A 22,899-nucleotide genomic window follows, 5' to 3' on the forward strand; every position below is an offset into this window, starting at 1 on the left:
TGTGACCAACCCATCCGAAGGTCCCGGGTCGGCGGATGCCATGCGCGCGGCGCTTGCCCAGCGGGGAATCTCGGCGGAGCAGGCCGACGTGTTCGTGGACTTCGCGGAGCACTATCGTGCGGTGTTTGCGGAGCAGCAGGCGCGGCTGGAAAGCCTGCAGCAGCAGCTCGCAGCGCAGCAGAGCGGCCGCGCGCGCCGGGCGGCGCCGTACGTCGCAACTGCCGCCGGAGCAGCCGCGATCGCCTCGGACCAGGGTCAGTCCGTGATCGGCGATGTCGGCCGCTGGACGGGCGACCAGGCCGTTGCGTTCGGGCAGTACGCCAGCGAGCAGTACACCGCCGCGAAGGAGGGGCTGCAGGCGTTCGGCCAGGACGTCTCGCGGGAGGCCGGGCAGATGTGGGACTCGGCGGTCGCAGGCGCCCAGCAGTTCGGCCAGGACGTCTCGCGCGAGGCCGGGCAACTGTGGGACTCAGCGGTCGCAGGCGCCCAGAGCGCAGCCAGCGCGGTGTCCGGCTGGACGGTCGAGACCTGGCACAACATTGCGGACCCGGTGTCCAACGCCGCTCAGTCCGTCGGCGCGTGGGCCGGTCAGTACGCCGACTCCGTGGCTGCGAACCCAGGAAACGCCGCCGCGACCGCTGCGCTGGCGGCCGGCGTGGTCGTTGCCGCGACACCGCAGTTGCGGCAGGGAGTCGCGCAGGCAGCCAACGCTGCCAGCCGGTGGGGCAAGGCGGCCGTCCAGGCGACGACTGACGCCGTACGGAACGCTCCGTCGCGGCTGGCGCAGTTGGGCCGGAACGCCATGGAGGGTGCGAAGAAGTTCTACGACCACGCTCGGACGGACCCGCGGGTGGACTACGCCCTGACCCGGCTCGGCATCCCGCCGCGGCAGGTCAACGAGGCCGCGACCGAGGCCGCCAACGGCGTTACCTCACCCGAGTCGACGCTGCCGAAGGCCGCCGAGGTGCAGATGGGACTGGAGCAGAAGGCACTGGGGCAGGACGGATCCCAGGCGTCTGCCAGCCGCGCCGTGGTGGCAGCAGAAGCCGCCAAGACGACCGGCGCGACTGCGGAGCAAGGGGAGGCTGCGACCGCGCAGGGCAAGGGACTCAACACGAAGGTGGAGCGCGGCGGCCAAGGCCAGGGCCGCTGACTCTGGGTCTCACGACAGCGCCGCTGGGGCTTCCCCGGCGGCGCTTCGTCGTACCTGGGGCTAGCCGTCGACCACTTCGGGGGACGGCTGTCTGCGCCGGGGTAGCTGGCGGCGGGGTGGTTCGGGGTCGACGTCGTTGCCGGCCAGGTGGTTGACGACAGCATTGAGGACCGCGGCCGTCGGTACGGCGATCAGCGCGCCGACGATCCCGGCGACGACGACACCGGTCGCGATCGCCAGGATGATGGCCAGCGGGTGCACGGCGACCGCGCGGCCGAGCAGGAACGGCTGCAGCACGTGCGCCTCCAGCTGCTGGACGCCGATCACCACCGCGAGCATGATGATCGCGACGATCGGGCCCTTGGCAACCAACGCGACCAGGACGGCGACGCTGCCGCTGATCAGCGCGCCGACCACCGGGATGAACGCGCCGACGAAGACCAGGATCCCGATCGCGCTGACCAGCGGCAGGCCGAGGATCGCCGCGCCCAGCGAGATCCCGATCGCGTCGGCGGCCGCGACGACGACGGTGGCCCGGACGAACGCGGTCAGCGACACCCACGCCTTCCGGCCGGACGAGTCGGCCTTCTGCCGCGCCTGCCGCGGGAACAGCCGGATCAGCCAGGCCCAGATCTGGTCGCCCTGGTAGAGGAAGAAGAACAGGCAGAACAGCGCGATGAACAGGCCCGCGAACACATGCGTCGCGGTGGTCCCGACCTCGGCCGCGCGCTGGCCGAGCGCGCCACCGGAGGTGATCTCGTCCCGGACCGTGTTGAACGCGCTGGTGATGTCCTGGTCGTCGAGGCCGAAGTTGATCCGGAGCAGGTCACGCAGCTTCTGCACACCTTCGCCGACCTGCGTCGACAGGCTCTCGAACTGGCTGGCGATCTGCGTGCCGACCAAGGTGAGCAGACCGGCCACCACGATGATGGTGGCGAGCACGGTGATTCCGGCCGACGGGCCGCGCGGGATCCTCAACCGCTGCAGGCCGTCCGTCACCGGCACCAGTAGCGCGGTGAGCAGCACGCCGACCGTGACCGGAACCACCACCTCGGACAGGTAGCGCATCCCGTACCCGACCACGAGCACCGCGGCCACGATCACCAGGAACCGCCAGGACCATGCAGAGGCGATCTGCATCGCCGGCGTCACCCCGGTGTCCACCCGCCCGCCACTCGACGAGGCCACTAGGTGATCCTCCGTGCTCGCCGACTCCAGCACGTCGTTGTCCGCCACCGGACTCGGCTTGTCACTGCCCAACTCAGGAACCTCGGCCTGAGGTACGCCGGTCTCGTCGTCCCGCCCCGCCTCGCTCATCACACCTCCGCAGCTCGCCGTGCTGCTGAGACTAGTGCCCGGTGCGGACCGTTCCATGAATGCGGGCTGCCAGGCCCTTGGCGGCCTGGGGTTCGAGGTCGGCGAGGAGGCCGACGCCGGCCAGCACGTAGTCCTGGTCGACGGCGATCGCCGCGCGCTCCGGGACCAGCCAGCCCTCCGCCTGCGCGTTCACCGCCACGGAGCCGAGGATCCGCTCGGCCACCTCCGGGCCGTTGTGCCGCAGTACTCCCCCGGATCCGACCAGCAGGTCCACCTCGCGCAGGTCCTTCCCGGACCGCTCGATCACCCGTCCGCCCGGCCCGAACACGATCCGCTGCCGGCCCGCGTGCCGCCTGATCGCGACCGTGGCCGCGATCCGCGCGAGTGTCTCGTCGTACGACGTCTCGGTCCGGGAGTCCGGCAGGTACGACGGGTCGTCGTGCCGGCGGATCGCGGCGGCCCGGAGGCCGTCGTCCTGGACGAGGCCGGCTTCGACGCCGGCGGCCACCACCGGGACCGCGCTCCAGCGCATGCCGAGGTCGCCCTCGACGGTGCGCGTGACCGGGTGCGTCGCGACCACCTCGCGTCCGAGGTTCGCGTCCTCCGGGTCGAGCTCGATCACCGAGTGCACGTCGGTGGTCGCGCCGCCGATGTCCACGACCGCCACGTCGCCGTGCAACCCGGCCAGCACTTCGACTCCCCGCAGTACGACGTCGGGCGTGGCGGCACGGACCATCCGCGCGAAACCCGGGTCCTTGGAGAGGTTCTTGCCGCCGATCACGTGCTTCAGGAACATCTCCCGGATCGCCGCTCGCGCCCCGTCCGGCGCGAACACGCCGATCTCCGGCACCACGTTGTCCGCCAGGACGTGCGGCACGTCGGCGAGGATCCCGGCGACCTCCGGCTGGGCGTCGACGTTGCCGGCGACAACGACCGGTCGGCGCCAGCGGTACTTCGCCAGCGTCTCGGCCGCCTTCAGCAGGACGGCCGAGTTGCCGCCGTCCGTACCGCCCAGCAGCAGTACGACGTCCGGCCGGTCCTTGCGCAACGCCTTGAGCGACATCGCGGTGAGCCCACCGTTGACCACGGCAACCACTCGCCCGCCGCTGGACAGCGCGACCCGGCGGCCGGCCTCCGCGGTGACGAGCTCCTCGTTGCCCACGACACCGATCCGGAGACCGCCGCCGGCGCTGGAGCAGGCCAGCACCTCAGCCTTGGCGACCCCACGATCGACGTCCTCGAGCACGGCCCGGCAGGCGTGCCAGCCGTCCATCACGTCGGTGCCGATCGTGGTGCGGTGCTCGGCTCGGGCGACCAGGTCACCCGAGCCGGAGTCCACCGCGATCGCCTTCGTGTACGTCGACCCGAAGTCGACCGCGACCAGAAGGCCCATCGATCAGGACATCGCGCGGTCGAGGTCCTGGAGGAGGTCGTCGATCGTCTCGATGCCGACGCTCAGCCGGATCAGGTCGGCCGGCACCTCGAGCGGCGTACCGGCGACCGAGGCGTGCGTCATCTTGCCCGGGTGCTCGATCAGCGACTCCACGCCGCCGAGCGACTCGCCCAGCGTGAAGACCTCCGCCTTGTTGCAGATGTCGATCGCTTGCTGCTCGCCGCCGGAGACGCGGAACGACACGATGCCGCCGTACCGCTTCATCTGCTTGGCGGCGGTTTCGTGACCAGGGTGGCCGTCGATCCCCGGGTACAGCACCTGGGTGACGGACTGGTGCCGCTGCAGGAACTCGACGACACGCTCGGCGTTGTCGCTGTGCCGGTCCATCCGGACACCGAGGGTCTTGATCCCGCGCAGCACCAGCCAGGAGTCGAACGGGCCGGCGACCGCGCCGATCGCGTTCTGGTGGAAGGCGATCTTGTCGGCGAGGTCGGTGTCGCGGACGATCAGCGCGCCGCCGACGACGTCGGAGTGGCCGCCCATGTACTTCGTGGTCGAGTGCACGACCACGTCCGCGCCGAGCTCCAGCGGCTGCTGCAGGTACGGCGAGGCGAACGTGTTGTCGACGACCAGCAGCGCGCCCGCGTCGTGCGCGATCTGCGCCACGATGGCGATGTCGGCGACGTTCAGCAGCGGGTTGGTCGGGGTCTCCAGCCAGACGACCTTGGTCTTGCCCGGGCGGATCGCGGCGCGGATCGCCTCCGGGTGGGTGACCGCGGCCGGCGTCATCTCGACACCCCAGGTGCCGAGGACGCGGGCGAACAGGCGGAACGTGCCGCCGTACGCGTCGTCGGGGAACACCACGTGGTCACCCGGCACGCAGAGCGAGCGGATCAGGGTGTCCTCGGCGGCGAGGCCGCTGGCGAACGCGAACCCGCGGTTGCCGCCCTCGATCGCGGCCAGACACTCCTCGAGCGCGGTCCGGGTCGGGTTCGCCGACCGGGAGTACTCGTAGCCGTTGCGCAGCCCGCCGACGCCGTCCTGCTTGTAGGTGCTGGTCGCGTAGATCGGCGGAACCACCGCACCGGTGGTGGGGTCGGGCTCGTTCCCGGCGTGGATGGCGAGCGTCTCGAAGCCGTAGTGGTGTTTCGTGTTCACCGGACCAGCGTACGGCCTGGTCTGGTAATGCTCGCGCCCGCCGTCCAAGCGATGGATCCAGGTTGTCCACAGCCGCGTCGAACCCGCTGGCGACTGACCCGTGCCGGGCTCTACCGTTGCGGTCAGTGATTGCCCTGGTCAACACGTGGAACGGGAAGGACGACCGCGCCGGATGAAGACACAAGCCAGGCCGCTCGACCAGGACGACCTGGCGATGGCGGACCTCGCCGAGATTCGGGACTGGACCGTCATCGCCGGTCCGGACAACGACGACTCCGGCCCGCAGGTCGTCCGCGCGCTCGTGAACCGCGTGATGAGGCACACACCCTGGCAGCCGTGGCCGCTGCAGCCGGGCGAGGTGATCGCCGACGAGATGGTCTCGTGGGGCTTCACCACACCTCGGGGTACGACGATGATCGTGTTCGACGGCCTGGTCTTCTCCGACTGCCCGGACAGCGGCTGGTCGGGGTACGAGATCGGCCCGGACGACATCGCGGCGGCCGAGTCCGGTCTGGACGCGCACTGGCCGGAGCACCTCGCGCTCGCGACCCGGCACTGGGGACCGCCGGACTACGTCGGCTCCGACGACAGCCCGACGTTCGCGGACGAGTGGGAGCCCGGCGCGGGGAGCGGCCGGCGGCACCTGGCGGTGTGGTTGCGGCCGGGGGCGCAGCTGCATCTGTACAGCAACAAGCCCAGCAAGGACCCGCTGACGACGTCTGTCGGGGTCAACTACGCGGTCTACATCGACTAGGAGAGCCGATGACCACGCCTGCCCCCGAGTCCCGGCTCCGTCGTACGTCGAACAACATCTCCCGCTGGCGCGACACCCGGCGCGGCACCAAGCAGATGAAGGCCGGGCTCGCGCTGGCCGCCAACACGGCCGCTCGGACGAACCCTGCGCTCCGTGAGCAGATCGGGCGCGCGCGGCTGACGCAGTCGCAGTTGCAGGAGCTGGTCGAGAGCCACTATGCGGCTTCGTTCGGCGGCCAGCGGGGGCAGGACCGGTCTGCGGCGATCCAGCAGACCATCTCCGACCGCATCCAGGCTGCGGGTCCGGGGCGGAGGAACCGGATCTCGCGCTGGTTCGACCGGCGCCGCGGGACGAAGGCGCTGAAGGGCGCTCTCACGCAGGCGGCGAAGGACGTCAAGAACATGGACGCCAACGTCCGCCAGCACGCCGGCCAGCGCCGCTTCACCGCCGCGGACCTGGCCGACATGGCGACGGACCGCATCCGAGAAGTCATCCGCCCCGAGGGCATCCCCGGCACAGCTCCGCCCGGCGCGCAGCAGCAACAGCAGCAGCAGCAACAACAACCTGACCTCGACCCGCTGCAGCAGGCGCAGCAACAGGTCGAGCTCGCCCGCCTCCAACACGAACAAACCCGCCTCCAACTGGAATCCCTGCAAATGCAGGTCGCCATCCAGTCCCTACAAACCCAACTAGCCAACCAAGCCGCCCACACCCAACAACACGGCGCCCAACAGCCCCAGGCCCAGCAACCCCAAGCCCAGCAACCGCAGGCGCAACAACCCCAGGCCCAACAGCCGCAGGCCCAGCAACCCCAAGCCCAGCAGCCGCAGGCACAACAGCCCCAGGCCCAGCAGCCGCAGGCCCAGCAGCCCCAAGCCCAACAACCCCAGGCGCAGCCGCAGGCCCAGCAGCCGCAGGCCCAGCAGCCGCAGGCGCAACAGCCGCAGGCCCAGCAGCCTCAGGGGCAGCAGGTGGTGGCTTCGGGGCAGGGGGTTGACGGGCAGACTCCTAGCCGGCGAGGAGCGTGGGTCGACAGGGGCTTCGGGAACGGCATCAACCAACCCGTCCCGCTCCAGCAACCCGCAGCCCAGCAGGCCGACCCACAGCTGGCAACCGACGGACTGCAGCACGACCCGGAGCAAGGCCCACCCACCCAACTGGTGCGCAACCTCTCCGAGCCGAGCGAACAGCAGCAGCCCGCCCCCTCGCAGCAAGCGCCCACCCAGGAAGAGGCCGCCGCGGCAAACCAGAACTGGCAGGCCCCCGCCGAGTTCCAGACCTCCGGCGCATCCCCCCAGAACCAAGCCGACCTCAAGGGCGACGTAAGCCTGGCCGCCCACGTAGCCTTCTCCGGCCGACCCGAACCAAGACTGACCACCGAAGAACAGTCCTCCGGCACCGGCGAACGCCCCGCCGGCCAAGAACACCACCGCACCCAAGGCCACTCCCCCCGCAACCCCACCCAAGAACGCTGACCCCACCGCCCCACCCCCCGCGGCCACCCCAACGCCGCCGGCACACCCCACCGCCACTCCGTGGCCAACCCCTGCAGCCACTCCCTCCCACCCGCGGCCGCCCCTGCAGCCAACCCACGGCCCGCCCCACGGCCCACCCCCACTGCCACCCCGCAGCCGACACTGCAGCCAACCCACGGCCCGCCCCGCCGGCCCACCTCCGCTGCCACCCCGCTGCCGCCCCGCGGCCAGCCCCGTGCCGACTCCCGCTGCAAGTTCGCCCCCGCCGGGGGGATATCCACTCCGCTCGGGGGTTGCCCCCTGAAATTCCCAATGGGCAACCCCCGAAGTCAGCGGGCAACCTCGGGGACCCTTCGCGCAAGCCGTTGCCACCCGCGGCCGGCTCCGCTCCCCGCTGCCAACTCGCTCCCAGTTCGGGGGATATCCACTCGCCTCGGGGGTTGCCCCCTGAAATTCTCGGTGGGCAACCCCCGAGCTCGGTGGGCAACCTCAGTGCCCGTGCCTGCGCGCATGCGGTTGGAGGCACCCACCTCTGGGCGCGGGCAGTCGGGCGCACTCTCCGCTTCGCGGGGACTGTCACGCCATGCGCATCACCGCCCTCGGCAGCGGCGGCGCCGAGGCGGGCCGGGGTGGGGTGGGGTTGGGGCAAGGTTGGGGTGGGATTGGAGTGTAGGGGTTGACGCAACCGGGGGGTTGCTATAAGTTTGTAGCAACCTAGTGGTTGCTATTGGAGGTTGTGATGGGGTTTCCGGATCGGATTGAGCGGACTGTGGAGATTGGGCATCCGCCGGCGAAGGTGTGGGCGGCGCTGACTACGGCTGAGGGGCTGGGGACGTGGTTCGGGCAGCAGGCGACGATCGACCTGCGGCCGGGTGGGTCGGCGCGGATGTCGTGGACCAGTGGTGATCAGGCCGAGATGCGGATCGAGCGGGTCGAGGAGCCGACGACGTTCGGTTTCACCTGGCACATCTACGGGCTGCCGGCGGAGGACCCGCGCCGTACGTATGTCGAGTTCACGCTCGAGCCCGTCGGCGCCGGCACCCGGCTCACCGTCGTCGAGACCGGGTTCGCGCAGCTCCCGGAGGATGAGTACCGCAAGGCGTTCGAGGCGAACACCCAGGGGTGGACGTCCGAGATCGACGAGCTGATCGAATACCTCGATGCAGCCTGACAGTCAGCACCCCGAGCCGACCCCTCCAGCCGGCGGCCTGAGCCGAGCCGACATGGAGGGGGTGGCCGAGCAGGTGTTCGTGGCGCTGGGCGACCCGAGCCGGCGCAGCATCCTGGCCGCGCTGGCCTCGGATGGGCCGGCGACGGCCACGGATCTGGCGAATCGCCTGCCGATCACCCGGCAGGCGATCGCCAAGCATCTGACGTTGCTGTCCGACGCCGGCCTGGTGATCGCAGAGCACGGTGAGCGCAGGCGGGTGCGGTTCCGCCTGCACTCGGCGCCGATGCAGGTCGCCCAGCAGTTCCTGGCCGCGATGGCCCGCGACTGGGACTCCCGCCTCGACGCACTGAAGGATCACCTGGAGCGCTGACCCAGGTCGACCCGGCCTGGGTCCTCAGTGCCGACCCGGAGTACGTACGTCGACCCAGACCAGCCGGTGGTCGCTGGTCGGGAACGGGAAGACCCCGGTCAGCCGGAACAGCGGATCCGCCTGCACCGGCCAGAACACGCCCGCGCCCACCGGCCGCAACTGCCGCGACGGCAGCACGTAGTCCGCCCGCAGGTTCCCCGGCGCCGGGTTGTCGTTGAAGTCGGCGGTGTCGTACTTCGGGTCGCCGTTGTGCGTCAGGTTCGCCCCACCCTGCAGTACGGCGGCCTCCGCCGCGCCGGCCGAGGACGGCAGCGGGTCGATGATCCGCGGGTGCTCGATCAGCTGCTGGATCGAACCCGGCACCGAGTCGCCGTCGACCGGGTCGCTGTTCTGGTCGCCCGCGATGACGAACGCGCTCCCCGGCCGCAGCCCGCCGTACCGGCCCTTGTCGTCGTAGATGTACGACGACCGCTTGCCGGGCTGCACGTAGTCGGCCCAGAACCGGATCTCGTCGTGGTTCCGCCGGCCGTTGCGGTCCTCGGCGCCGTCGAAGGTCGGCGGCGTCGGGTGCGAGACGAGGAAGTGCACGGTGCGGTTTCCGATCTTGATCGGCAGGTCCCAGTGCGACTTGCTGGACAGCCGGAAGACGTCGAGCTCCGCGGGCGAGTACCAGTCGGCCGGCGCCGTCGTCGCCGGGTCGTCCGGCAGCAGCGCGCTCGGCATGTCCTTCCACTTGAACAGCTGGAACGTCCGCACGTGCCGGGTGTCGATCGGGTAGCGCGAGTACACGACCATGCCGAACTGGCCCTCGAACGCACCGAACCCGAACGCGTCGTCGCCGCCCGCGATCTGGCCGTCGTTGTTCAGGTCGAACCCGCTCGGGATCCCGGTGTTCGACGGCGCGACGTACACGTACGGGTACCGGATCGGCTGCGCGCCGGTCTGCCCGATCTCCAGGTAGTTGGTCCGGAACAGGTTGGCCGCCTGCTGGTTCGGCACGAAGTCGAACTCGTTGATCAGCAGTACGTCGGGCCGGGTCCGCTGGATCACCTCGGCGACAGCCTTCGCCTGCGCGTTGTTCGGGGTGCTGAGATCAGCGACCAGTTGGCCGGCCGCAGCCCGGTTCAGGCTCGCGTTGTACGTCGCGAACCGCACCGACTCGTGTCCGCCGCCGGCATCCGCCGGCACCACCCCCGCCGTACCGGCACCTAGAAGCACTCCAAGCGCGACCAGCAATCTGCGCGTCCTCCGCATGACACCCCTCCACTCAGACCGAATGCCCCAAACGCTAACCACCGCAGCGTCCACCCCATCTGAACGCCAAGTGAACTCTCCTGAGCGCCCGGCGGCTACAACTCGGCCAGCTTCAACCGGGTTTCGACGTCGGCGCCGGGGCTGAGGTGCTCGGCGATGCGCACGGGCTTCTTGACCGGCAGGAGGTACGTCCCGGACTTGCTGTCCGGGAAGACCGACGTCTGCCAGGTGGTCGAGCCGATGGTCGCGATCACGCGGACCGAGCCGAAGCCGTGCCGGCTCGCAGCCGTCAGGTGGGCGATGTCGTCGCTGATCTCCGGCGGCACGGAGATGAAGTGCCAGCCGCTCTCCCCCGGGTACTGCCACAACGGCGCCGAGAACTGGAAGCTGCTCACCGGCCGACCGTAGCGCCGGCCACCGACAAGGTGGACTACGCGGGCGTCCCGCGGCGGGCCAGGATCGCGGTGGCGGCGTCGATGAGGACGGCGCGGATCTCGGCGTCGGTGACGCCGAGGTCGAGCTCGACGGACATGGCGGCGCCGACGGTCTCGACCGCGGCGGCGGCGCGGAGGCGGTCGGCGGGGGTCGGGTCCGGACCGGCCAGCCACAGCTGGAAGCGCCGGCTCTGCGCGATCAGCTTGTCCAGGTCGTCCCCGAACGCGGCCAGTACGGCGGCGATGTCCCGCAGCAGCGTGGGTCCGGTCGAGCGGTGCGCGATCACGACGTCGACGTACGCGCCGAGCAGCTCGCGCTCGGACTCGGGTGACCACGGCACCTCCTCGACCAGGCTCAGCACCCGCGAGATGTCGTCCAGAAACGTCCCGACGATCGCCCGGAGCAGCTCCTGCTTCGACGAGTAGTGGTAGTACAGCGACGCCTTGGTGATGCCGACCTGCTCGGCGATCTCGCGCAGGCTCGTCTTCTCGTATCCCTGGGTCGAGAACAGCTGCACCGCCGCCTGGTGGATCTCGGTCTTGGTGTCCCGCACCCGCTCGCGGGGATTCGTCGCGTGCTGCACGTGACCACCCTCTCACTGATCCTCGGGCCGGGCAGCTTCACGCACCTACCGACCGGCAGGTAGTCTACCAACCGACCGGCAGGTAGACAGACCCTCAGGAGGGGTTCGGGGTGTTCACCAAACTCGGACGATTCGTCGTCCACAACCCGTGGAAGGTGATCGCCGCCTGGGTGATCGCGGCCGTGGCCGTGGTCGCCTTCGCGCCGACGCTCGCCGACGTGACGAACAAGGACCAGGCGGCCTTCCTGCCTGACAAGTACGAGTCGGTGCAGGCGCAGAAGCTGGCCGCCGACGCGTTCGGGCAGACCAACGACGCGACCGCGAGCATCGTGGTCAAGCGCGGCGCCGGCGGTGAGCTGACCGCGACCGACCAGGCCAAGGTCACCGAGCTCGCGACGAAGATCTCCGCGGCGAAGATCGACCGCGTCACCGGCGCGATCACCGGCCCGCAGGCGGTCTCGCCGAACAAGCAGGTCCAGATCGTCAGCGTCGGCCTCAAGGGCCTGCCCGACGACCAGGCCGTGCTGGACGCGGTCCAGAAGGTCCGCGACGTGACCGGGTCCACGCTGACCGGCAGCGATCTCGAGTACGGCGTGACCGGCGACGCGGCGTTGTTCCTCGACAACCAGGACGCCTTCGAGAACGCGTTCGTGGTGGTCGGCATCGCGACCGTGGTCCTGATCATCGGCCTGCTGCTGCTCATCTACCGCAGCCCGGTCGCCGCGTTCCTGCCGATCCTCACGGTCGGCCTGGTCGCCTCGATCGCGCCCGGCCTGATCGCGCTCGCCGCGAAGGCCTTCGACCTGCAGGTGACGCAGGACCTGCAGACCATCCTCACCGTCGTGCTGTACGGCGTCGGGACGGACTACATCCTGTTCCTGCTGTTCCGCTACCGCGAGCGCCTCCGCGCCGGCGAGCCGTCGAAGGAGGCCCTGGTCAACGCGACCGCCCGCGTCGCCGAGGTGATCGTTTCGGCGGCGGGCGCGATCATCGTCGCGTTCAGCGCCCTCCTGCTGGCCGTCTTCGGCGGGTTCAAGAGCCTCGGCCCAGGGCTGGCCATCGCGGTGGCGGTGATGGCGTTCGCCGCGATCACACTGATCCCGGCGGTGGTGTCGCTGCTCGGCCCGAAGGTGTTCTGGCCGTCGAAGTCGTGGCAGAAGACGCCGAAGGGCGCGATGTTCAAGCGGTTCGGCCGGTTCACCGCCCGCCGCCCGGCCGTCGTGGCCACAGTGTCCGGCGGCCTGATGGTCGCGCTCGCGCTCGGCGCGCTGGGGATGAAGGTCGACTACGACGCGTTCAGCCAGCTGCCCGACGGCACCGAGTCCGCCCGCGCGATCAAGGACCTGCAGGCCGGCTTCCCGGCCGGCGCGCTCAACCCGACCACGGTCTACGTGCGCAGCACCGACGGTACGCCGCTCGACCCGGCCGAGCTCACGACGTACGCCGGGAAGCTCGCCAAGGTGGAAGGTGTCGGGGCCGTGCTCCCGGCCGGCGCGGACGGCAGCCTGGCGCTGCTCAACCCGGACAAGACGGTTGCCCAGATCAACGTTGTGCTGAGTGATCCGCCGTACGCGAGGTCGTCGCTCGACCTGGTCGACGGGAAGCTCCGCGACGTCGCGCACGCCGAGGCGCCGGACGGTACGACGACCTTGCTCGGCGGGGTCACCGCGAGCTACACCGACATCCGGGACGCGAACAGCCGGGACCTCTCAGTGATCTTCCCGTTCGCCGGCGGGCTGATCGCGATCATCCTGGCGCTGCTGCTGCGGTCGTTGCTAGCGCCGCTGGTGCTGATGATCGCGGTGGTGCTGAGCTTCTTCAGCTCGATCGGCGCGACGGTGCTGGTGTTCCAGGGCGCGGCCGGGCACGCGGGCGTGACGTTCTCGCTCCCGATCATGCTGTACCTGTTCGTCGTTGCCATCGGCACCGACTACAACATCCTGATGATCGCGCGATTGCGGGAGGAAGCAGAGCAGGGCACTGAGCCACGGGAGGCCGCGGACCTGGCGATCGAGCATGGTGGCCCGTCGGTGGCGGCGGCCGGGCTGATCCTGGCCGGCACGTTCTCGTCGCTGATGCTGGCCGGGATGGCACTGCTCACCGAGATGGGCTTCTCGGTCGCGGCCGGCATCGTGATCTCGGCGTTCCTGATGTCGATCTTCCTGGTCCCGAGCGTCACCGCGCTGCTCGGCCACAAGGCCTGGTGGCCGCGGCGGATCAAGCCGCACGCCGACGCCGTGCAGGATCGGGAGCTGGAGCCGATCGGCTGATCCCCTCTGGTTTCGCAGGCTGAGGGGTCCTGCGGCGGCGTGCCCCGGACTCGATGGGTCCGGGGCACGCTGGTGTCTCAGGGGGTCTTGAGCCGGACGGTGAAGATCGGCAGCAGGAAGTGGACCAGCGGGCCGATCGACAGCGCGTAGACCACGGTGCCGACGCCGACCACGCCGCCAAGCAGGAAGCCGACCGCGAGCACGGACACCTCGATCGTGGTCCGGACCAGGCGGACGCTGAGGCCGGTACGCCGTACCAGGCCGGTCATCAGGCCGTCGCGCGGACCGGGACCGAACTGGGCGCCGATGTAGAGCGCGCCTGCGAGCGCGTTGACCACGACGCCCGCGAGCATGAACACGATCTTGACCCAGAGCTCGTCCGGGCGGTCGACCGTGGCCAGCGTCAGGTCGGTGACCAGGCCGATCACGATCGCGTTGCTGATCGTGCCGAGCCCCGGCCACTGCCGCAGCGGGATCCAGGCCAGCAGGACCACGAAGCTCATCGCGATCACGACGGCGCCGAAGCTGAGCGGCAGGTGTTTGGTGATGCCCGAGTGCAGCACGTCCCACGGGTCGAGTCCGAGGTTGCCCTGGATCATCAGGCCCATCGAGAAGCCGTACAGCGTCAGGCCGACGTACAGCTGGACCAGACGGCGGGGAAGGTGGCCTGCCTTCAGCTGCTGGATCGGGTTCAGCGCGGCGAGCTGGCGTGGCGGGGCATCGGAAGTGGCGGTCACGTTCTTCAGTTTGCGAGCAACTGGCCTGGTGTTCGATAGCCAATTGCGCAATAGTGGACTGCATGAAGGGGCAATATCTCCCGGCCAGCACCCTCTCCGGCCTGCTCGATGCGTGGGCCGACGGGTCCGGTCCGGCGTACCGGCTGCTGGCCGAGCGGCTCCGGCTGCTGATCGCGGACGGGCGGATCATGCCCGGGTCCCGGCTGCCGAGCGAGCGTGAGCTGACGGAGGCGCTGGGCGTCAGCCGTACGACGGTCGCGTCGGCGTACCGCGAGCTGCGCGACAGTGGCTACCTGCTCTCGCGCCGCGGCTCGGGCAGCGTGACCGCTCTCCCGTCCCGGGTCGAGCCGGAGCTCGGCCGGCACCACGCTCCGGGGATCGACACGGACGGGCTCTACGACTTCACGTGCGCTGCGCCCAGCGCCGTACCGGGGATCAGTACGGCGGTGGCGTCGGCGGCCGCGGATCTGCCGGCACACCTGGCGACGCCGGGGTATCACCCGCAGGGGTTGCCGGAGCTGCGGGCGGAGATCGCGGCGGCGTACGAGGAACGCGGGCTGCCGACCACGACCGACCAGATCATCATCACCGGCGGCGCGCTGGCGGCGACCTCGATCGCGGTCCGCGCGATCACCCAGATCGGCGACCGAGTGCTGACCGAGAGCCCGACGCACCCGAACTCCGTCGACGCGATCCGGCGCAGCGGGTGCCGGGTGGTGGCGGTGCCGATGAGTCCCGGCGGCTGGGACCTGCCCTTGCTGGAGGCGACGATTCGTCAGACTGCGCCGCGGGCCGCGTGGATGGTGGTCGACTTCCAGAACCCCACCGGGTGGTCGATGTCCGCGGCCGACCGGCAGCGGCTGGCGACCGCGTTCGCGCGGGCCCGGACGACGGCGATCGTGGACGAGACGCTGTTCGAGCTTTCCTTGGACGGACAAGAGGTGCCGCCGCCGTTCGCGTCGTACGACCCGGTCGGCGTGATCACGGTCGGGTCGGTGAGCAAGTCGTTCTGGGGCGGCCTGCGGATCGGGTGGATGCGGGTGCCGGAGGCGCTGATCGCGCGGGTGCTGGACGCCAAGGCGTCGATGGATCTGGGTGCTCCGGTGCTGGACCAGCTGGTCGTCGCGGAGTTGCTGCGACAGCGGTCGACGATCCTGCCCGAACGCCGGGCCGACATCGCGCTTCGCCGGGACGCCCTGGCTGCGGCGTTGACGTCGTACTTGCCGTCGTGGCGCTTCCAGGTGCCGGCGGGCGGGTTGTCACTGTGGTGCGAGCTGCCGGAGCCGGTCGGCTCGTCGCTGGTGGGGGTGGCGCAACGGAACGGCGTACTGCTGGTCGCTGGGTCTCGCTTCTCCCCGGACGGCGGTCTGGAGTCCTTCATCCGCCTCCCGTTCACGTTGGACCCCGAGTCCCTCCACAACGGCGTCCGCCACCTGGCCGCCTCCTACGCCAGCCTCACCACCACCTCCCCCACCCGCCAACCCGCCGCCATGATCGCCTGACCCCACGCGCCCTGCTCCGCCCGCTCCGACGTCGCGTTCACGCGCCTGCTGCAACTGCCTCAGGGGTCAGACGGTGACCCGATCAGTTCCGATGGCCCCGGTGAGCCGTGGGGCCTGCAGCGCGGGCCGCCGCGCCGCCGACCTCATGAGCAGAGTGGGCGTGGCCTACCCAGCACCACCTCCCCCACCCGCCGAACCGCCTGAACCCACTCGACCCGCAGGCCGTCCGGGTACAGATCGACAGGACGTATACGCCCACTGCCCGCTACCACCCGCCGACCCACACCTCAGATCCGGCTCGGTCGCCCGACACCTCCTGTCGAAGCGCACCACGTTCGCTTCCCGTAATGCGTCGGGGGAAGGTTCGCCTGAGAGGGGGCGTTGGGAGACTATGAGAGTCATTCTGCGAGAGGCGTGAGATGTCGTTCTTCAAGCGCAACACTGCTCTGGTCGAGCCCGAGGCCGCACTGCCGGGCCGGCCTTCGCCCGGATTCGCCGTGCCGGACGAGAACATTGTTCTCGGTACGCCGCAGACCGCCGCCGCACCCGAGGGGTTCGAGGAGGTCTGGTTCGGCACCGGGTGTTTCTGGGGCACCGAGGAGATCTTCTGGCAGCAGCCCGGGGTCTACACGACCGCGGTCGGCTACGCGGGTGGGTACACGCCCAACCCGTCGTACGAGGAGGTCTGCACCGGCGGCACCGGCCACACCGAGGCGGTCCGGATCGTCTACGACCCCACCAAGACCACCTTCACCGACCTGCTGAAGGTCTTCTGGGAGACCCACGACCCGACCCAGGGCATGCGCCAGGGCAACGACCTGGGCTCCCAGTACCGCTCGGCCATCTACTACACCACCGACGCCCAGCGCGCCGAGGCCGAGCGCACCCGTGACCTCTACGCCCCGGTCATCAAGCCCCTCGGCTACGGCGACATCACCACCGAGATCGCCCCCGCCACCACCTTCTACTACGCCGAGGCCTACCACCAGCAGTACTTGCACAAGGTGCCGAACGGCTACCGGTGCCACAGCAACACCGGCGTCCCGTTCCCGGCTGACGCCTGAGTCTTCTGACAAGCGAGGGCCCCACCATTGGTGGGGCCCGCGACTCATGTGCTAGTAGCAGCGGCGGGCGAGGTGGGCGTGGATCTCGGCGTTGAGTTCCACAGTTTCGGGGAGGACCTGGAGGATTCGGTGGAAGACCTGGTCTCGGTCGGCGGGCTGAAGCATCACGTACGCCGAGACCGTCGAGAGTTGCCCGATGTAGTCGTCGGCACTCATCGTCAGGCGCCTGTCGATCACCGACTGCCGAACATCGGTGAACCATTCGGACTGCTGGAGCTCCGTGCCGGGCCACTGCATCGGGCGATCCGCGGGTGTGCCGTCGGGCGACGGGACGCCGTCGTCCTCGAGGTACGGCGCACGGGCCGCGCGTACGGCCTCCTTGAGGGCCGGGTCGGCCAGCTGGATCGGTGCACCGAACGAAGCGAACACACCGCCCGGTCGGACGAGTGCGGCCATGCGGTCCCAGCGGCCTTCAGGATTCGTCCAATGGAGCGCGGCGGCCGAGTACACCAGCTCGTACGACGAATCCAGCGGCAGGTCCTCGAACGCGGATTGCACGGTGGTGACGGTCGCAGGGAGGTGTTTGCGCAGCTCCGCAAGCATGGCCGCATCAGGGTCTGTCGCCGTGACCGCGATCCCTCCCTGCGCGAACAGCCGCGTTGCCTTGCCTGTCCCTGCGCCGACCTCGAGGGCGGTCCGGATCGGCCCACCGGCGTACGCCAGCACCAGATCGAAAAGTTCCTTGGGATACCCAGGCCGGAACCGCTCGTACGCCTCCGCTACCGTCCCGAAGCTCAGTGCGCGCACAACCATGCCCGCATCCTGGCACCTTCCACGTCCCGGCGCTCATCATTACCGGGACGGGACGTTCAGTCGGGAGACCGGCCCGGGTCGATCTGCTGGGCGAGGTACTGCTGGACGCCGACGCGTTCGATCGCGTCGAGCTGGGACTCGAACCAGTCGACGTGCTTCTCCTCGTCGCGGACCATCTCCTCGAAGACGGCGGCCGTGCCGTGGTCGCCGAGGTCGTGGCACTCCTTCGCGGACGCGTTGAACTGCGCCACCGCGGCATGCTCACTCTCGAGCCCCAGCCGGAGCATCTCCTGGGCGTCCTCACCGACGGTGACGGCGCCGAGCTTCTGCAGGTTCGGGTGACCGTCGAAGAGCAGGATGCGGTTGATCAGCGCGTCCGCGTCCTTCATCTCGTCGATGGACAGGTCGTAGAAGACCTTGCCCAGCCGGCTGAATCCCCAGTTCTCGAGCATCCTGGCTTCCAGGAAGTACCCGTTGATGACCGTCAACTCGAGCGTCAGTGCCTCATTGAGCAGTACGACGACCCGTGGGCTAACCGGTTGCACCTGCCACCTCCGTGAACGGGGCTGACGAGACCGACCTCCCATGCTCGCACAACAACCGCTTCACCGAGAAGACACAGCCGCCACAGTTCCGCCCTGCCCCGGTCGCCCCGCACACCTGCGCGACCGTACGCGCGCCGCGGTCGATACTCTCGCGGACGTCGCGGTCGCTGACGACCTCGCAGTGGCAGACGATCATGAGGTGAGGCTACCCTAACCGCCCCGCACTCACGCACAGCCGTCTCAACACGAGACACCTTCGGCCGCTAGGTGGCCGAGCGGAGGCCGAGGAGGCTGTGTTCGATGAGTCCCGCGGAAAGGTTCGCTTCACGCGATCGCGCTCGCATCAGCTTCACGAGTTTCGCTCGGAGCTCTTGGGCCGGTTCGCCGAGGACGATCGCGCTGAGGACCAACTCCAGCATCACGCACTTGAACTCGTTGTCACCGCGGGAGCGCCCGGACAGCAGTCGCCTGATCGCACCGGAACGCTTTCGCGGCACCACCGCCTTGGAGATCTGCCAGCCACCGCCTACCGGCCTGAAGGTCGCTTCATAGACGCACAGGCCAGTCCAGCTCCGGTGCACGAACACGACGTCACCCTCGGCGAAGACGTTCCACTTCTCATCCATGTCCTGGGACGCGTAGCCGAGCTGGATCCGCTGCCAATCCTCGTCCGACCAGACCCTGCGCGGCAGAATCGGCAGCCGCCGGGGCCGCGAGATCGGCTTGATATGCCCGGCCAACGCCGACCGGGTCACACGCTCGGGATCGGCCATACCGCGATCCTACGAAGACCTGCACCACTGGGAAGCCGCAAATCCTTGCAGGAAGTGGCAATCGGGGGGCAGGTGTCGCATGTCGTTGTACGTGAGGATTGAGGACGGGCGGCCAGGCGTGTAGCGGAGGACGGTCAGGGCGGCGTTGCAGTGCGTGAGGGTGAGCCAGCGCCACTCGGGCGCGTCCATGGCGTGCCGGACGAGCCAGGCAATCAGGAAGTTGTGGGTCACCAGCAGTTCGTGCTGTTCGTTCTTGCTGTCCACCGGCCCCGTGAAGCGCTCTAGTGCCAAGCGGCCTAGCTCGGGTCCGCGTTCGAGTTCTTCGGCTGTGGACTGGTGGACGAAGCTGAGCAGATAGTCAGCCGAGTCCGCTGGTAGCTCGTCCTTCGTCGGCACGTGGGGGACGTAGTCTCCGGCAGCCTCTGAGACCTCCAAGCGGGCTGCCGTATGCAGTTGGTCGTGGACCAAGCGTGCTGTCTGGGCTGCTCGTGGAAGCGGGCCGTGATGGATGGTGGAGAAGGAGACATCTTGTAGTCGCTGGCCGAGGAGGACCGCCTGGCGACGGCCGCGCTCGGTCAAGCCGCTCCCGTCCGGCAGGGCCTCGGCGTGTCGGGCGAGGTAGAGGTAGCGGGTGGCTGAGCCGGTCATTCGATGCTCCGTCCGATTCGTCCATCGTGTGGTGGACGCCGGCCGTTCTCCCCCGGTTCGAGACCGCGGTAGCGTGGCGGCGGAGGTCGCCGGGAGAATTTCTGCGGGGAGTTGTCGGATCTGGGGTCGGGGGATCGTTGTGGGGGTGAGGGTGGCCGGCGGAGGCTGCCCGGACAAGGAGTGGTGGGATGACGCAGTACTTGATCTCGTTCGAAGACGGAGCGATGGACGTCACGGAGGAGGAACTCCCGCAGGTGGCCGAGGAGGCGCATGCGGTGGTTCAGGCAGCCAAGGACGCTGGTGTGTTCGTCTTCACCGGTGGGGTGGACTACCGCCAGAAGCACGCGCGCGTGGACATCGACGGGATGATCACCGACGGACCGTACCCGGAGAGCAAGGAGCTCATCGGCGGCGTCTTCGTCATCGACGTACCCACCCTCGACGACGCGTTGGAGTGGGCCGCAAAGGTCGCGGTCGCCTGCCGTTGCGCCCAGGACGTCCGCGAGTTCTTCCCGTTCCGCCGGACCGACTGGGGCACACCAAGCTGAACTCAACTGGTGGCTGCCCGGGCGGCCTGCTCGACGCGGGCGTGAAGGGATCGCCACCAGTCGGGGTCTTGGTCGGGCATGTTGGCGTTGGGTTCGGCGTCGTCGTCCCAGCAGGGCAGGTGCTCCTGGAACGGGCGGCCGAAGGTCTCACCGAAGTACCCGGAGGTCGGTGCCGGTCGGGGTCAGCGGGCGTCTTCCATCACGGGCGAAGCTTGCCAGCCGGGGTGAGGGATTTGCTGAACATGAGGATCGCGTCGTCGTCGTTGCGGACCATCTCGCCCGGTGGGACCTGTTGCAGGTTGTAGAGGATGCCGCGGCCGTCGGGGATGTAGCCGCGGCGGACGTACATCCGTTGGGCCGTGCCGTAGTCGGCGTACAGACCGACGCCGATCGCGACCACGTCGGACCGCTCGGCGACGAGCGCCTCGGCCGTGTCCATCAGGCCACTGCCGATCCCGCGCCGGCGGAACTTCGGCAGCACGTTGAAGTCCTGGATCTCGGGGATCCCGTGGAAGGGCTGGTACGGCGACTCCCACCGGACCGTGACGTATCCGGCGTACTCCTCGTCGACCGTCGCCACCAAGACGTCCCGCACCCCGTCCCGCTGCTCGGCCAAGTACTTCTCGTACTGCGATACCGGCTTGTCCCACCCGATCGCAGCCATCGCCCCCGAGATCACTTCCGGGTCGTCGTCCCGCAACGCCCTGATCGCGTAGCCCACGCAGGCCCTCCAATCCAACCGTCCGCAGGCTAGCTCCCCCGACTACGACAGGTCACCGGGTTTTCACGCTGCCGTCGGCTTGATGTGAGCAAACGCGCTGCGGGCGTTCCAGGTCGGGAACGCTCGTACGAGCCAGGAAGGACCGTGCAACTGGATGCGGCGGTCGCGAACGGCTTCGGCCCAGCTGACCCGGCCGGCGTGCCACTTGACGAAGGCTTCGGCCTCCGCCGTGACGTAGAGGTCCTCGTCGAGACCCGGATACGTCTTGCAGATCTCGGTCTCGCCGCGCTCGACCAGCAGCCAGTACCGCTCCGGACGCGGCCCGCCGGTGAAGTCGAAGCGGATCACGACGCGCCGGTCCGGGAGCCGGTCCAGGCGGAGCAGGTTGCACATCGACCACAGCGCCACGAAGGGATCCAGGTGCTCGGGGGCGATCTCGAGCCAGGCGGCACCCCACTCGCCGAGCGACATGCAGACCTTGAAGAGGTCCTCCCCCGCGGGCGTGAGCTCGTAGTGGTGCCCACGCCGGTCGGACTTGAGTTCCGACCGGACGATGCCGAACCGTTCGAGCTGCTTGAGTCGCTGCGAGAGCAGCGTGCGCGAGAGCCCGGGCGCGCCCTCCAGGATCTCGCTGAAGCTTCCGCAGCCCAGATGCAGGTTGCGGATGATCAGCGGCGTCCAGCGCTCGGCGAAGATCTCCGCGCCGCGCGCGATGGGGCAGTACTGGCCGTATGTCCTCACACCGCCAGTGTCTGGCTGCGTCCTTCGAGTGTGAAGTACAGATTCTTGACTTCACCGCTCGCGCCAACGGCGATGCGATGGGGCTGACAGCGAGGAGGTCCCGCGATGAAGATCCAAGGTTTCCAAGGCCGGCTGATCACCGCTGACCAGGCCGGCTACGACACCGCCCGAGCCGTGTGGAACGGCGCCGTCGACAGGCGCCCACGGCTGATCGCTTGCTGCGTCGACACCGCCGACGTGGTCGCGGCGGTCCGTTTCGCCCGCGACCACGATCTGGAGATCGCCGTACGCGGCGGCGGCCACAACGTCGCCGGTACGGCGGTGTGCGACGACGGGATCGTGATCGACCTCTCGGCGATGCGGGCTGTGTCGGTCGACCCGGCCGGTCGCACCGTCCGGGTGCAAGGCGGCGCCCTGTGGAGCGACGTCGACCATGCAACGCAGGCCCATGGCTTGGCCACCACCGGCGGCATCGTGAGCCACACCGGCGTCGCCGGGCTCACCCTCGGCGGCGGTATCGGCTGGCTCATGCGCAAGTACGGGCTCGTCGTCGACAACCTGCTGGCTGCTGAGGTGGTCGACGCCGACGGCAGCGTCGTACAGGCGTCCGCGGACGAACACCCCGATCTGTTCTGGGCGCTGCGCGGCGGTGGCGGCAACTTCGGCATCGTCACGTCGTTCCAGTTCGCACTGCACCGCCTCGGTCCGGACATCCTCGCCGGTCCCGTGTTCTGGGCTGCCGAGGACACCGCCGAGGTACTGCGCTTCTACCGCGACTTCATCGCGGAAGCGCCGGACGAGCTCGGCAGCGTGATCCGGCTCGGCACCATCCCGCCGTGGCCGGCCGTCCACGAGCACCTGCACTGGCGACCGGCCGTCGCCGTCGCCTGCTCGTACGCCGGCGCCGTGGACGATGGTGAGCGCGTGGTGCGGAGCCTCCGACGGTTCGGGCAGCCACTCGTGGATCTGGTCGGACCGACGCCGTACGTCGCCCATCAGCGAGCCATCGACGACACCGTCCCCCACGGCTGGCACTACTACTGGAAGGCCACGAACCTCGCCGGCCTGTCCGACGACACCATCGCCGTCATCGCCGACCACGCCTACGCCGCCGGCTCGCCCCGGTCGTACGCCGCGATGTTCCACCTGGGCGGAGCTGTCGCCCGAGTCCCCGCGGACGCCACTGCCTACGCGAATCGGACCACGCCCCACAACATCGTCGTCGAAGCGGTCTGGCGGCCCGACGAAGCCGGCGAGCACGCCGTCGCCGAGCCCGCGTGGGCACGACGATTCCTCCAAGCCGTCCAACCGCACCGAGCCGCCGGCGTCTACGTCAACTTCCTCGACGCCGACGACACCACCCGCACCCGGGAGGCGTACGGCGACCACACCTACCGGCGACTCGCCGACATCAAGTCCAAGTACGACCCCGACAACGTGTTCCACCACAACCGGAACATCCGCCCTGCCTGAG

24 protein-coding genes are annotated in these 22,899 nt (G+C 69.5%); 10 read left to right on the forward strand and 14 right to left on the reverse strand.

Features of this window, described 5'->3' with window-relative positions:
* Position 1: 1 nt before the first annotated feature.
* Positions 2-1,153, forward strand: a complete 1,152-nt coding sequence (locus ACIBGM_RS21770) for a hypothetical protein (RefSeq protein ID WP_360534061.1) — start codon at positions 2-4, stop codon at positions 1,151-1,153.
* Between the two features lie 60 nt (positions 1,154-1,213).
* On the opposite strand, the gene ACIBGM_RS21775 is transcribed toward ACIBGM_RS21770, so the two are convergent.
* The 3 genes from ACIBGM_RS21775 to ACIBGM_RS21785 are packed head-to-tail and all read right to left on the reverse strand — an operon-like array spanning position 1,214 to position 5,021.
* Entirely contained in the window at positions 1,214-2,470 is a 1,257-nt protein-coding gene (locus tag ACIBGM_RS21775) for an AI-2E family transporter (protein WP_360534064.1), read from the reverse strand.
* Positions 2,471-2,501: 31 nt separating this feature from the next.
* The gene (locus ACIBGM_RS21780; RefSeq protein ID WP_360534067.1) at positions 2,502-3,863 is read right to left on the reverse strand and encodes a glutamate mutase L; all 1,362 of its coding nucleotides are present in this window, start codon (positions 3,861-3,863) and stop codon (positions 2,502-2,504) included.
* Positions 3,864-3,866: 3 nt separating this feature from the next.
* Positions 3,867-5,021: a cystathionine gamma-synthase gene (locus tag ACIBGM_RS21785; RefSeq protein ID WP_360534070.1), complete on the reverse strand. Its 1,155-nt coding sequence runs from the start codon at positions 5,019-5,021 to the stop codon at positions 3,867-3,869.
* A gap of 172 nt (positions 5,022-5,193) precedes the next feature.
* Here ACIBGM_RS21785 and ACIBGM_RS21790 point away from each other — a divergent pair, with 172 nt between their 5' ends.
* The 4 genes from ACIBGM_RS21790 (at position 5,194) to ACIBGM_RS21805 (ending at position 8,791) form a co-directional block, all read left to right on the forward strand.
* Positions 5,194-5,775 (forward strand): hypothetical protein, encoded by a 582-nt coding sequence (locus ACIBGM_RS21790; protein WP_360534073.1) that lies wholly within the window; start codon positions 5,194-5,196, stop codon positions 5,773-5,775.
* Positions 5,776-5,783: 8 nt separating this feature from the next.
* Entirely contained in the window at positions 5,784-7,250 is a 1,467-nt protein-coding gene (locus ACIBGM_RS21795) for a hypothetical protein (protein ID WP_360534076.1), read from the forward strand.
* Between the two features lie 739 nt (positions 7,251-7,989).
* Positions 7,990-8,421: an SRPBCC domain-containing protein gene (locus ACIBGM_RS21800; RefSeq protein WP_396386578.1), complete on the forward strand. Its 432-nt coding sequence runs from the start codon at positions 7,990-7,992 to the stop codon at positions 8,419-8,421.
* The gene (locus tag ACIBGM_RS21805; RefSeq protein WP_396386579.1) at positions 8,411-8,791 is read left to right on the forward strand and encodes an ArsR/SmtB family transcription factor; all 381 of its coding nucleotides are present in this window, start codon (positions 8,411-8,413) and stop codon (positions 8,789-8,791) included. The genes ACIBGM_RS21800 and ACIBGM_RS21805 overlap by 11 nt, the downstream gene beginning before the upstream one ends.
* Before the next feature lie 24 nt (positions 8,792-8,815).
* Here ACIBGM_RS21805 and ACIBGM_RS21810 read toward each other — a convergent pair whose 3' ends face one another.
* The 3 genes from ACIBGM_RS21810 to ACIBGM_RS21820 form a co-directional block, all read right to left on the reverse strand.
* The gene (locus ACIBGM_RS21810) at positions 8,816-10,045 is read right to left on the reverse strand and encodes an endonuclease/exonuclease/phosphatase family protein (RefSeq protein WP_396386580.1); all 1,230 of its coding nucleotides are present in this window, start codon (positions 10,043-10,045) and stop codon (positions 8,816-8,818) included.
* Between the two features lie 95 nt (positions 10,046-10,140).
* Positions 10,141-10,440 carry a DUF1905 domain-containing protein gene (locus ACIBGM_RS21815; RefSeq protein WP_360534088.1) on the reverse strand — a complete coding sequence of 100 codons (300 nt, stop codon included), beginning with the start codon at positions 10,438-10,440 and terminating at the stop codon, positions 10,141-10,143.
* A 35-nt stretch (positions 10,441-10,475) separates the two neighbouring features.
* Complete coding sequence (locus tag ACIBGM_RS21820; RefSeq protein WP_360534091.1) at positions 10,476-11,063, reverse strand: TetR/AcrR family transcriptional regulator; 588 nt, start codon at positions 11,061-11,063, stop codon at positions 10,476-10,478.
* 110 nt (positions 11,064-11,173) lie between these two features.
* Here ACIBGM_RS21820 and ACIBGM_RS21825 point away from each other — a divergent pair, with 110 nt between their 5' ends.
* The gene (locus ACIBGM_RS21825) at positions 11,174-13,333 is read left to right on the forward strand and encodes an MMPL family transporter (protein ID WP_396386581.1); all 2,160 of its coding nucleotides are present in this window, start codon (positions 11,174-11,176) and stop codon (positions 13,331-13,333) included.
* Positions 13,334-13,410: 77 nt separating this feature from the next.
* On the opposite strand, the gene ACIBGM_RS21830 is transcribed toward ACIBGM_RS21825, so the two are convergent.
* The gene (locus tag ACIBGM_RS21830) at positions 13,411-14,070 is read right to left on the reverse strand and encodes a hypothetical protein (protein WP_360534097.1); all 660 of its coding nucleotides are present in this window, start codon (positions 14,068-14,070) and stop codon (positions 13,411-13,413) included.
* Between the two features lie 62 nt (positions 14,071-14,132).
* Here ACIBGM_RS21830 and ACIBGM_RS21835 point away from each other — a divergent pair, with 62 nt between their 5' ends.
* Positions 14,133-15,572, forward strand: coding sequence for a PLP-dependent aminotransferase family protein (locus ACIBGM_RS21835; protein WP_396386582.1), 1,440 nt, complete (start codon positions 14,133-14,135; stop codon positions 15,570-15,572).
* Between the two features lie 419 nt (positions 15,573-15,991).
* Entirely contained in the window at positions 15,992-16,636 is a 645-nt protein-coding gene (gene msrA, locus ACIBGM_RS21840; protein ID WP_360534103.1) for a peptide-methionine (S)-S-oxide reductase MsrA, read from the forward strand.
* Between the two features lie 51 nt (positions 16,637-16,687).
* Here msrA and ACIBGM_RS21845 read toward each other — a convergent pair whose 3' ends face one another.
* From ACIBGM_RS21845 to ACIBGM_RS21865, 5 genes are all read right to left on the reverse strand, one after another.
* Positions 16,688-17,449, reverse strand: coding sequence for a class I SAM-dependent methyltransferase (locus tag ACIBGM_RS21845; RefSeq protein ID WP_360534106.1), 762 nt, complete (start codon positions 17,447-17,449; stop codon positions 16,688-16,690).
* 56 nt (positions 17,450-17,505) lie between these two features.
* Positions 17,506-17,994, reverse strand: a complete 489-nt coding sequence (gene bfr, locus ACIBGM_RS21850; protein WP_396386583.1) for a bacterioferritin — start codon at positions 17,992-17,994, stop codon at positions 17,506-17,508.
* Positions 17,981-18,190 (reverse strand): (2Fe-2S)-binding protein, encoded by a 210-nt coding sequence (locus tag ACIBGM_RS21855; protein WP_360534112.1) that lies wholly within the window; start codon positions 18,188-18,190, stop codon positions 17,981-17,983. The genes bfr and ACIBGM_RS21855 overlap by 14 nt, the downstream gene beginning before the upstream one ends.
* A 67-nt stretch (positions 18,191-18,257) precedes the next feature.
* The gene (locus ACIBGM_RS21860) at positions 18,258-18,767 is read right to left on the reverse strand and encodes a hypothetical protein (protein ID WP_360534115.1); all 510 of its coding nucleotides are present in this window, start codon (positions 18,765-18,767) and stop codon (positions 18,258-18,260) included.
* A 9-nt stretch (positions 18,768-18,776) separates the two neighbouring features.
* Positions 18,777-19,415, reverse strand: coding sequence for a histidine phosphatase family protein (locus ACIBGM_RS21865; protein WP_360534118.1), 639 nt, complete (start codon positions 19,413-19,415; stop codon positions 18,777-18,779).
* A gap of 188 nt (positions 19,416-19,603) precedes the next feature.
* On the opposite strand from ACIBGM_RS21865, the gene ACIBGM_RS21870 reads away from it, so the two are divergent.
* Positions 19,604-19,963: a YciI family protein gene (locus ACIBGM_RS21870; RefSeq protein WP_360534121.1), complete on the forward strand. Its 360-nt coding sequence runs from the start codon at positions 19,604-19,606 to the stop codon at positions 19,961-19,963.
* Between the two features lie 199 nt (positions 19,964-20,162).
* On the opposite strand, the gene ACIBGM_RS21875 is transcribed toward ACIBGM_RS21870, so the two are convergent.
* Positions 20,163-20,684: a GNAT family N-acetyltransferase gene (locus tag ACIBGM_RS21875; RefSeq protein ID WP_360534124.1), complete on the reverse strand. Its 522-nt coding sequence runs from the start codon at positions 20,682-20,684 to the stop codon at positions 20,163-20,165.
* Between the two features lie 63 nt (positions 20,685-20,747).
* A complete protein-coding gene (locus ACIBGM_RS21880; RefSeq protein WP_360534127.1) occupies positions 20,748-21,425 on the reverse strand; it encodes a helix-turn-helix domain-containing protein in 678 nt (225 codons plus the stop codon).
* Between the two features lie 105 nt (positions 21,426-21,530).
* Between ACIBGM_RS21880 and ACIBGM_RS21885 the strand changes: the two genes are divergently transcribed.
* Positions 21,531-22,898, forward strand: a complete 1,368-nt coding sequence (locus ACIBGM_RS21885; protein ID WP_360534130.1) for an FAD-binding oxidoreductase — start codon at positions 21,531-21,533, stop codon at positions 22,896-22,898.
* The last annotated feature ends 1 nt before the right edge of the window (position 22,899 follow it).

The organism is Kribbella sp. NPDC050470, assembly GCF_044458365.1.
Lineage (GTDB): Bacteria > Actinomycetota > Actinomycetes > Propionibacteriales > Kribbellaceae > Kribbella.

What these genes read in the sequence shown, in the direction of transcription:
- ACIBGM_RS21775 (WP_360534064.1), bottom strand. Translation starts at nt 2,470, where the DNA reads ATGAGCGAGGCGGGGCGGGACGACGAGACCGGCGTACCTCAGGCCGAG.
- ACIBGM_RS21780 (WP_360534067.1), bottom strand. Translation starts at nt 3,863, where the DNA reads ATGGGCCTTCTGGTCGCGGTCGACTTCGGGTCGACGTACACGAAGGCG.
- ACIBGM_RS21790 (WP_360534073.1), top strand. Translation starts at nt 5,194, where the DNA reads ATGAAGACACAAGCCAGGCCGCTCGACCAGGACGACCTGGCGATGGCG.
- ACIBGM_RS21795 (WP_360534076.1), top strand. Translation starts at nt 5,784, where the DNA reads ATGACCACGCCTGCCCCCGAGTCCCGGCTCCGTCGTACGTCGAACAAC.
- ACIBGM_RS21800 (WP_396386578.1), top strand. Translation starts at nt 7,990, where the DNA reads ATGGGGTTTCCGGATCGGATTGAGCGGACTGTGGAGATTGGGCATCCG.
- ACIBGM_RS21805 (WP_396386579.1), top strand. Translation starts at nt 8,411, where the DNA reads ATGCAGCCTGACAGTCAGCACCCCGAGCCGACCCCTCCAGCCGGCGGC.
- ACIBGM_RS21810 (WP_396386580.1), bottom strand. Translation starts at nt 10,045, where the DNA reads ATGCGGAGGACGCGCAGATTGCTGGTCGCGCTTGGAGTGCTTCTAGGT.
- ACIBGM_RS21835 (WP_396386582.1), top strand. Translation starts at nt 14,133, where the DNA reads ATGAAGGGGCAATATCTCCCGGCCAGCACCCTCTCCGGCCTGCTCGAT.
- msrA (WP_360534103.1), top strand. Translation starts at nt 15,992, where the DNA reads ATGTCGTTCTTCAAGCGCAACACTGCTCTGGTCGAGCCCGAGGCCGCA.
- ACIBGM_RS21845 (WP_360534106.1), bottom strand. Translation starts at nt 17,449, where the DNA reads ATGGTTGTGCGCGCACTGAGCTTCGGGACGGTAGCGGAGGCGTACGAG.
- ACIBGM_RS21855 (WP_360534112.1), bottom strand. Translation starts at nt 18,190, where the DNA reads ATGATCGTCTGCCACTGCGAGGTCGTCAGCGACCGCGACGTCCGCGAG.
- ACIBGM_RS21860 (WP_360534115.1), bottom strand. Translation starts at nt 18,767, where the DNA reads ATGGCCGATCCCGAGCGTGTGACCCGGTCGGCGTTGGCCGGGCATATC.
- ACIBGM_RS21865 (WP_360534118.1), bottom strand. Translation starts at nt 19,415, where the DNA reads ATGACCGGCTCAGCCACCCGCTACCTCTACCTCGCCCGACACGCCGAG.
- ACIBGM_RS21870 (WP_360534121.1), top strand. Translation starts at nt 19,604, where the DNA reads ATGACGCAGTACTTGATCTCGTTCGAAGACGGAGCGATGGACGTCACG.
- ACIBGM_RS21885 (WP_360534130.1), top strand. Translation starts at nt 21,531, where the DNA reads ATGAAGATCCAAGGTTTCCAAGGCCGGCTGATCACCGCTGACCAGGCC.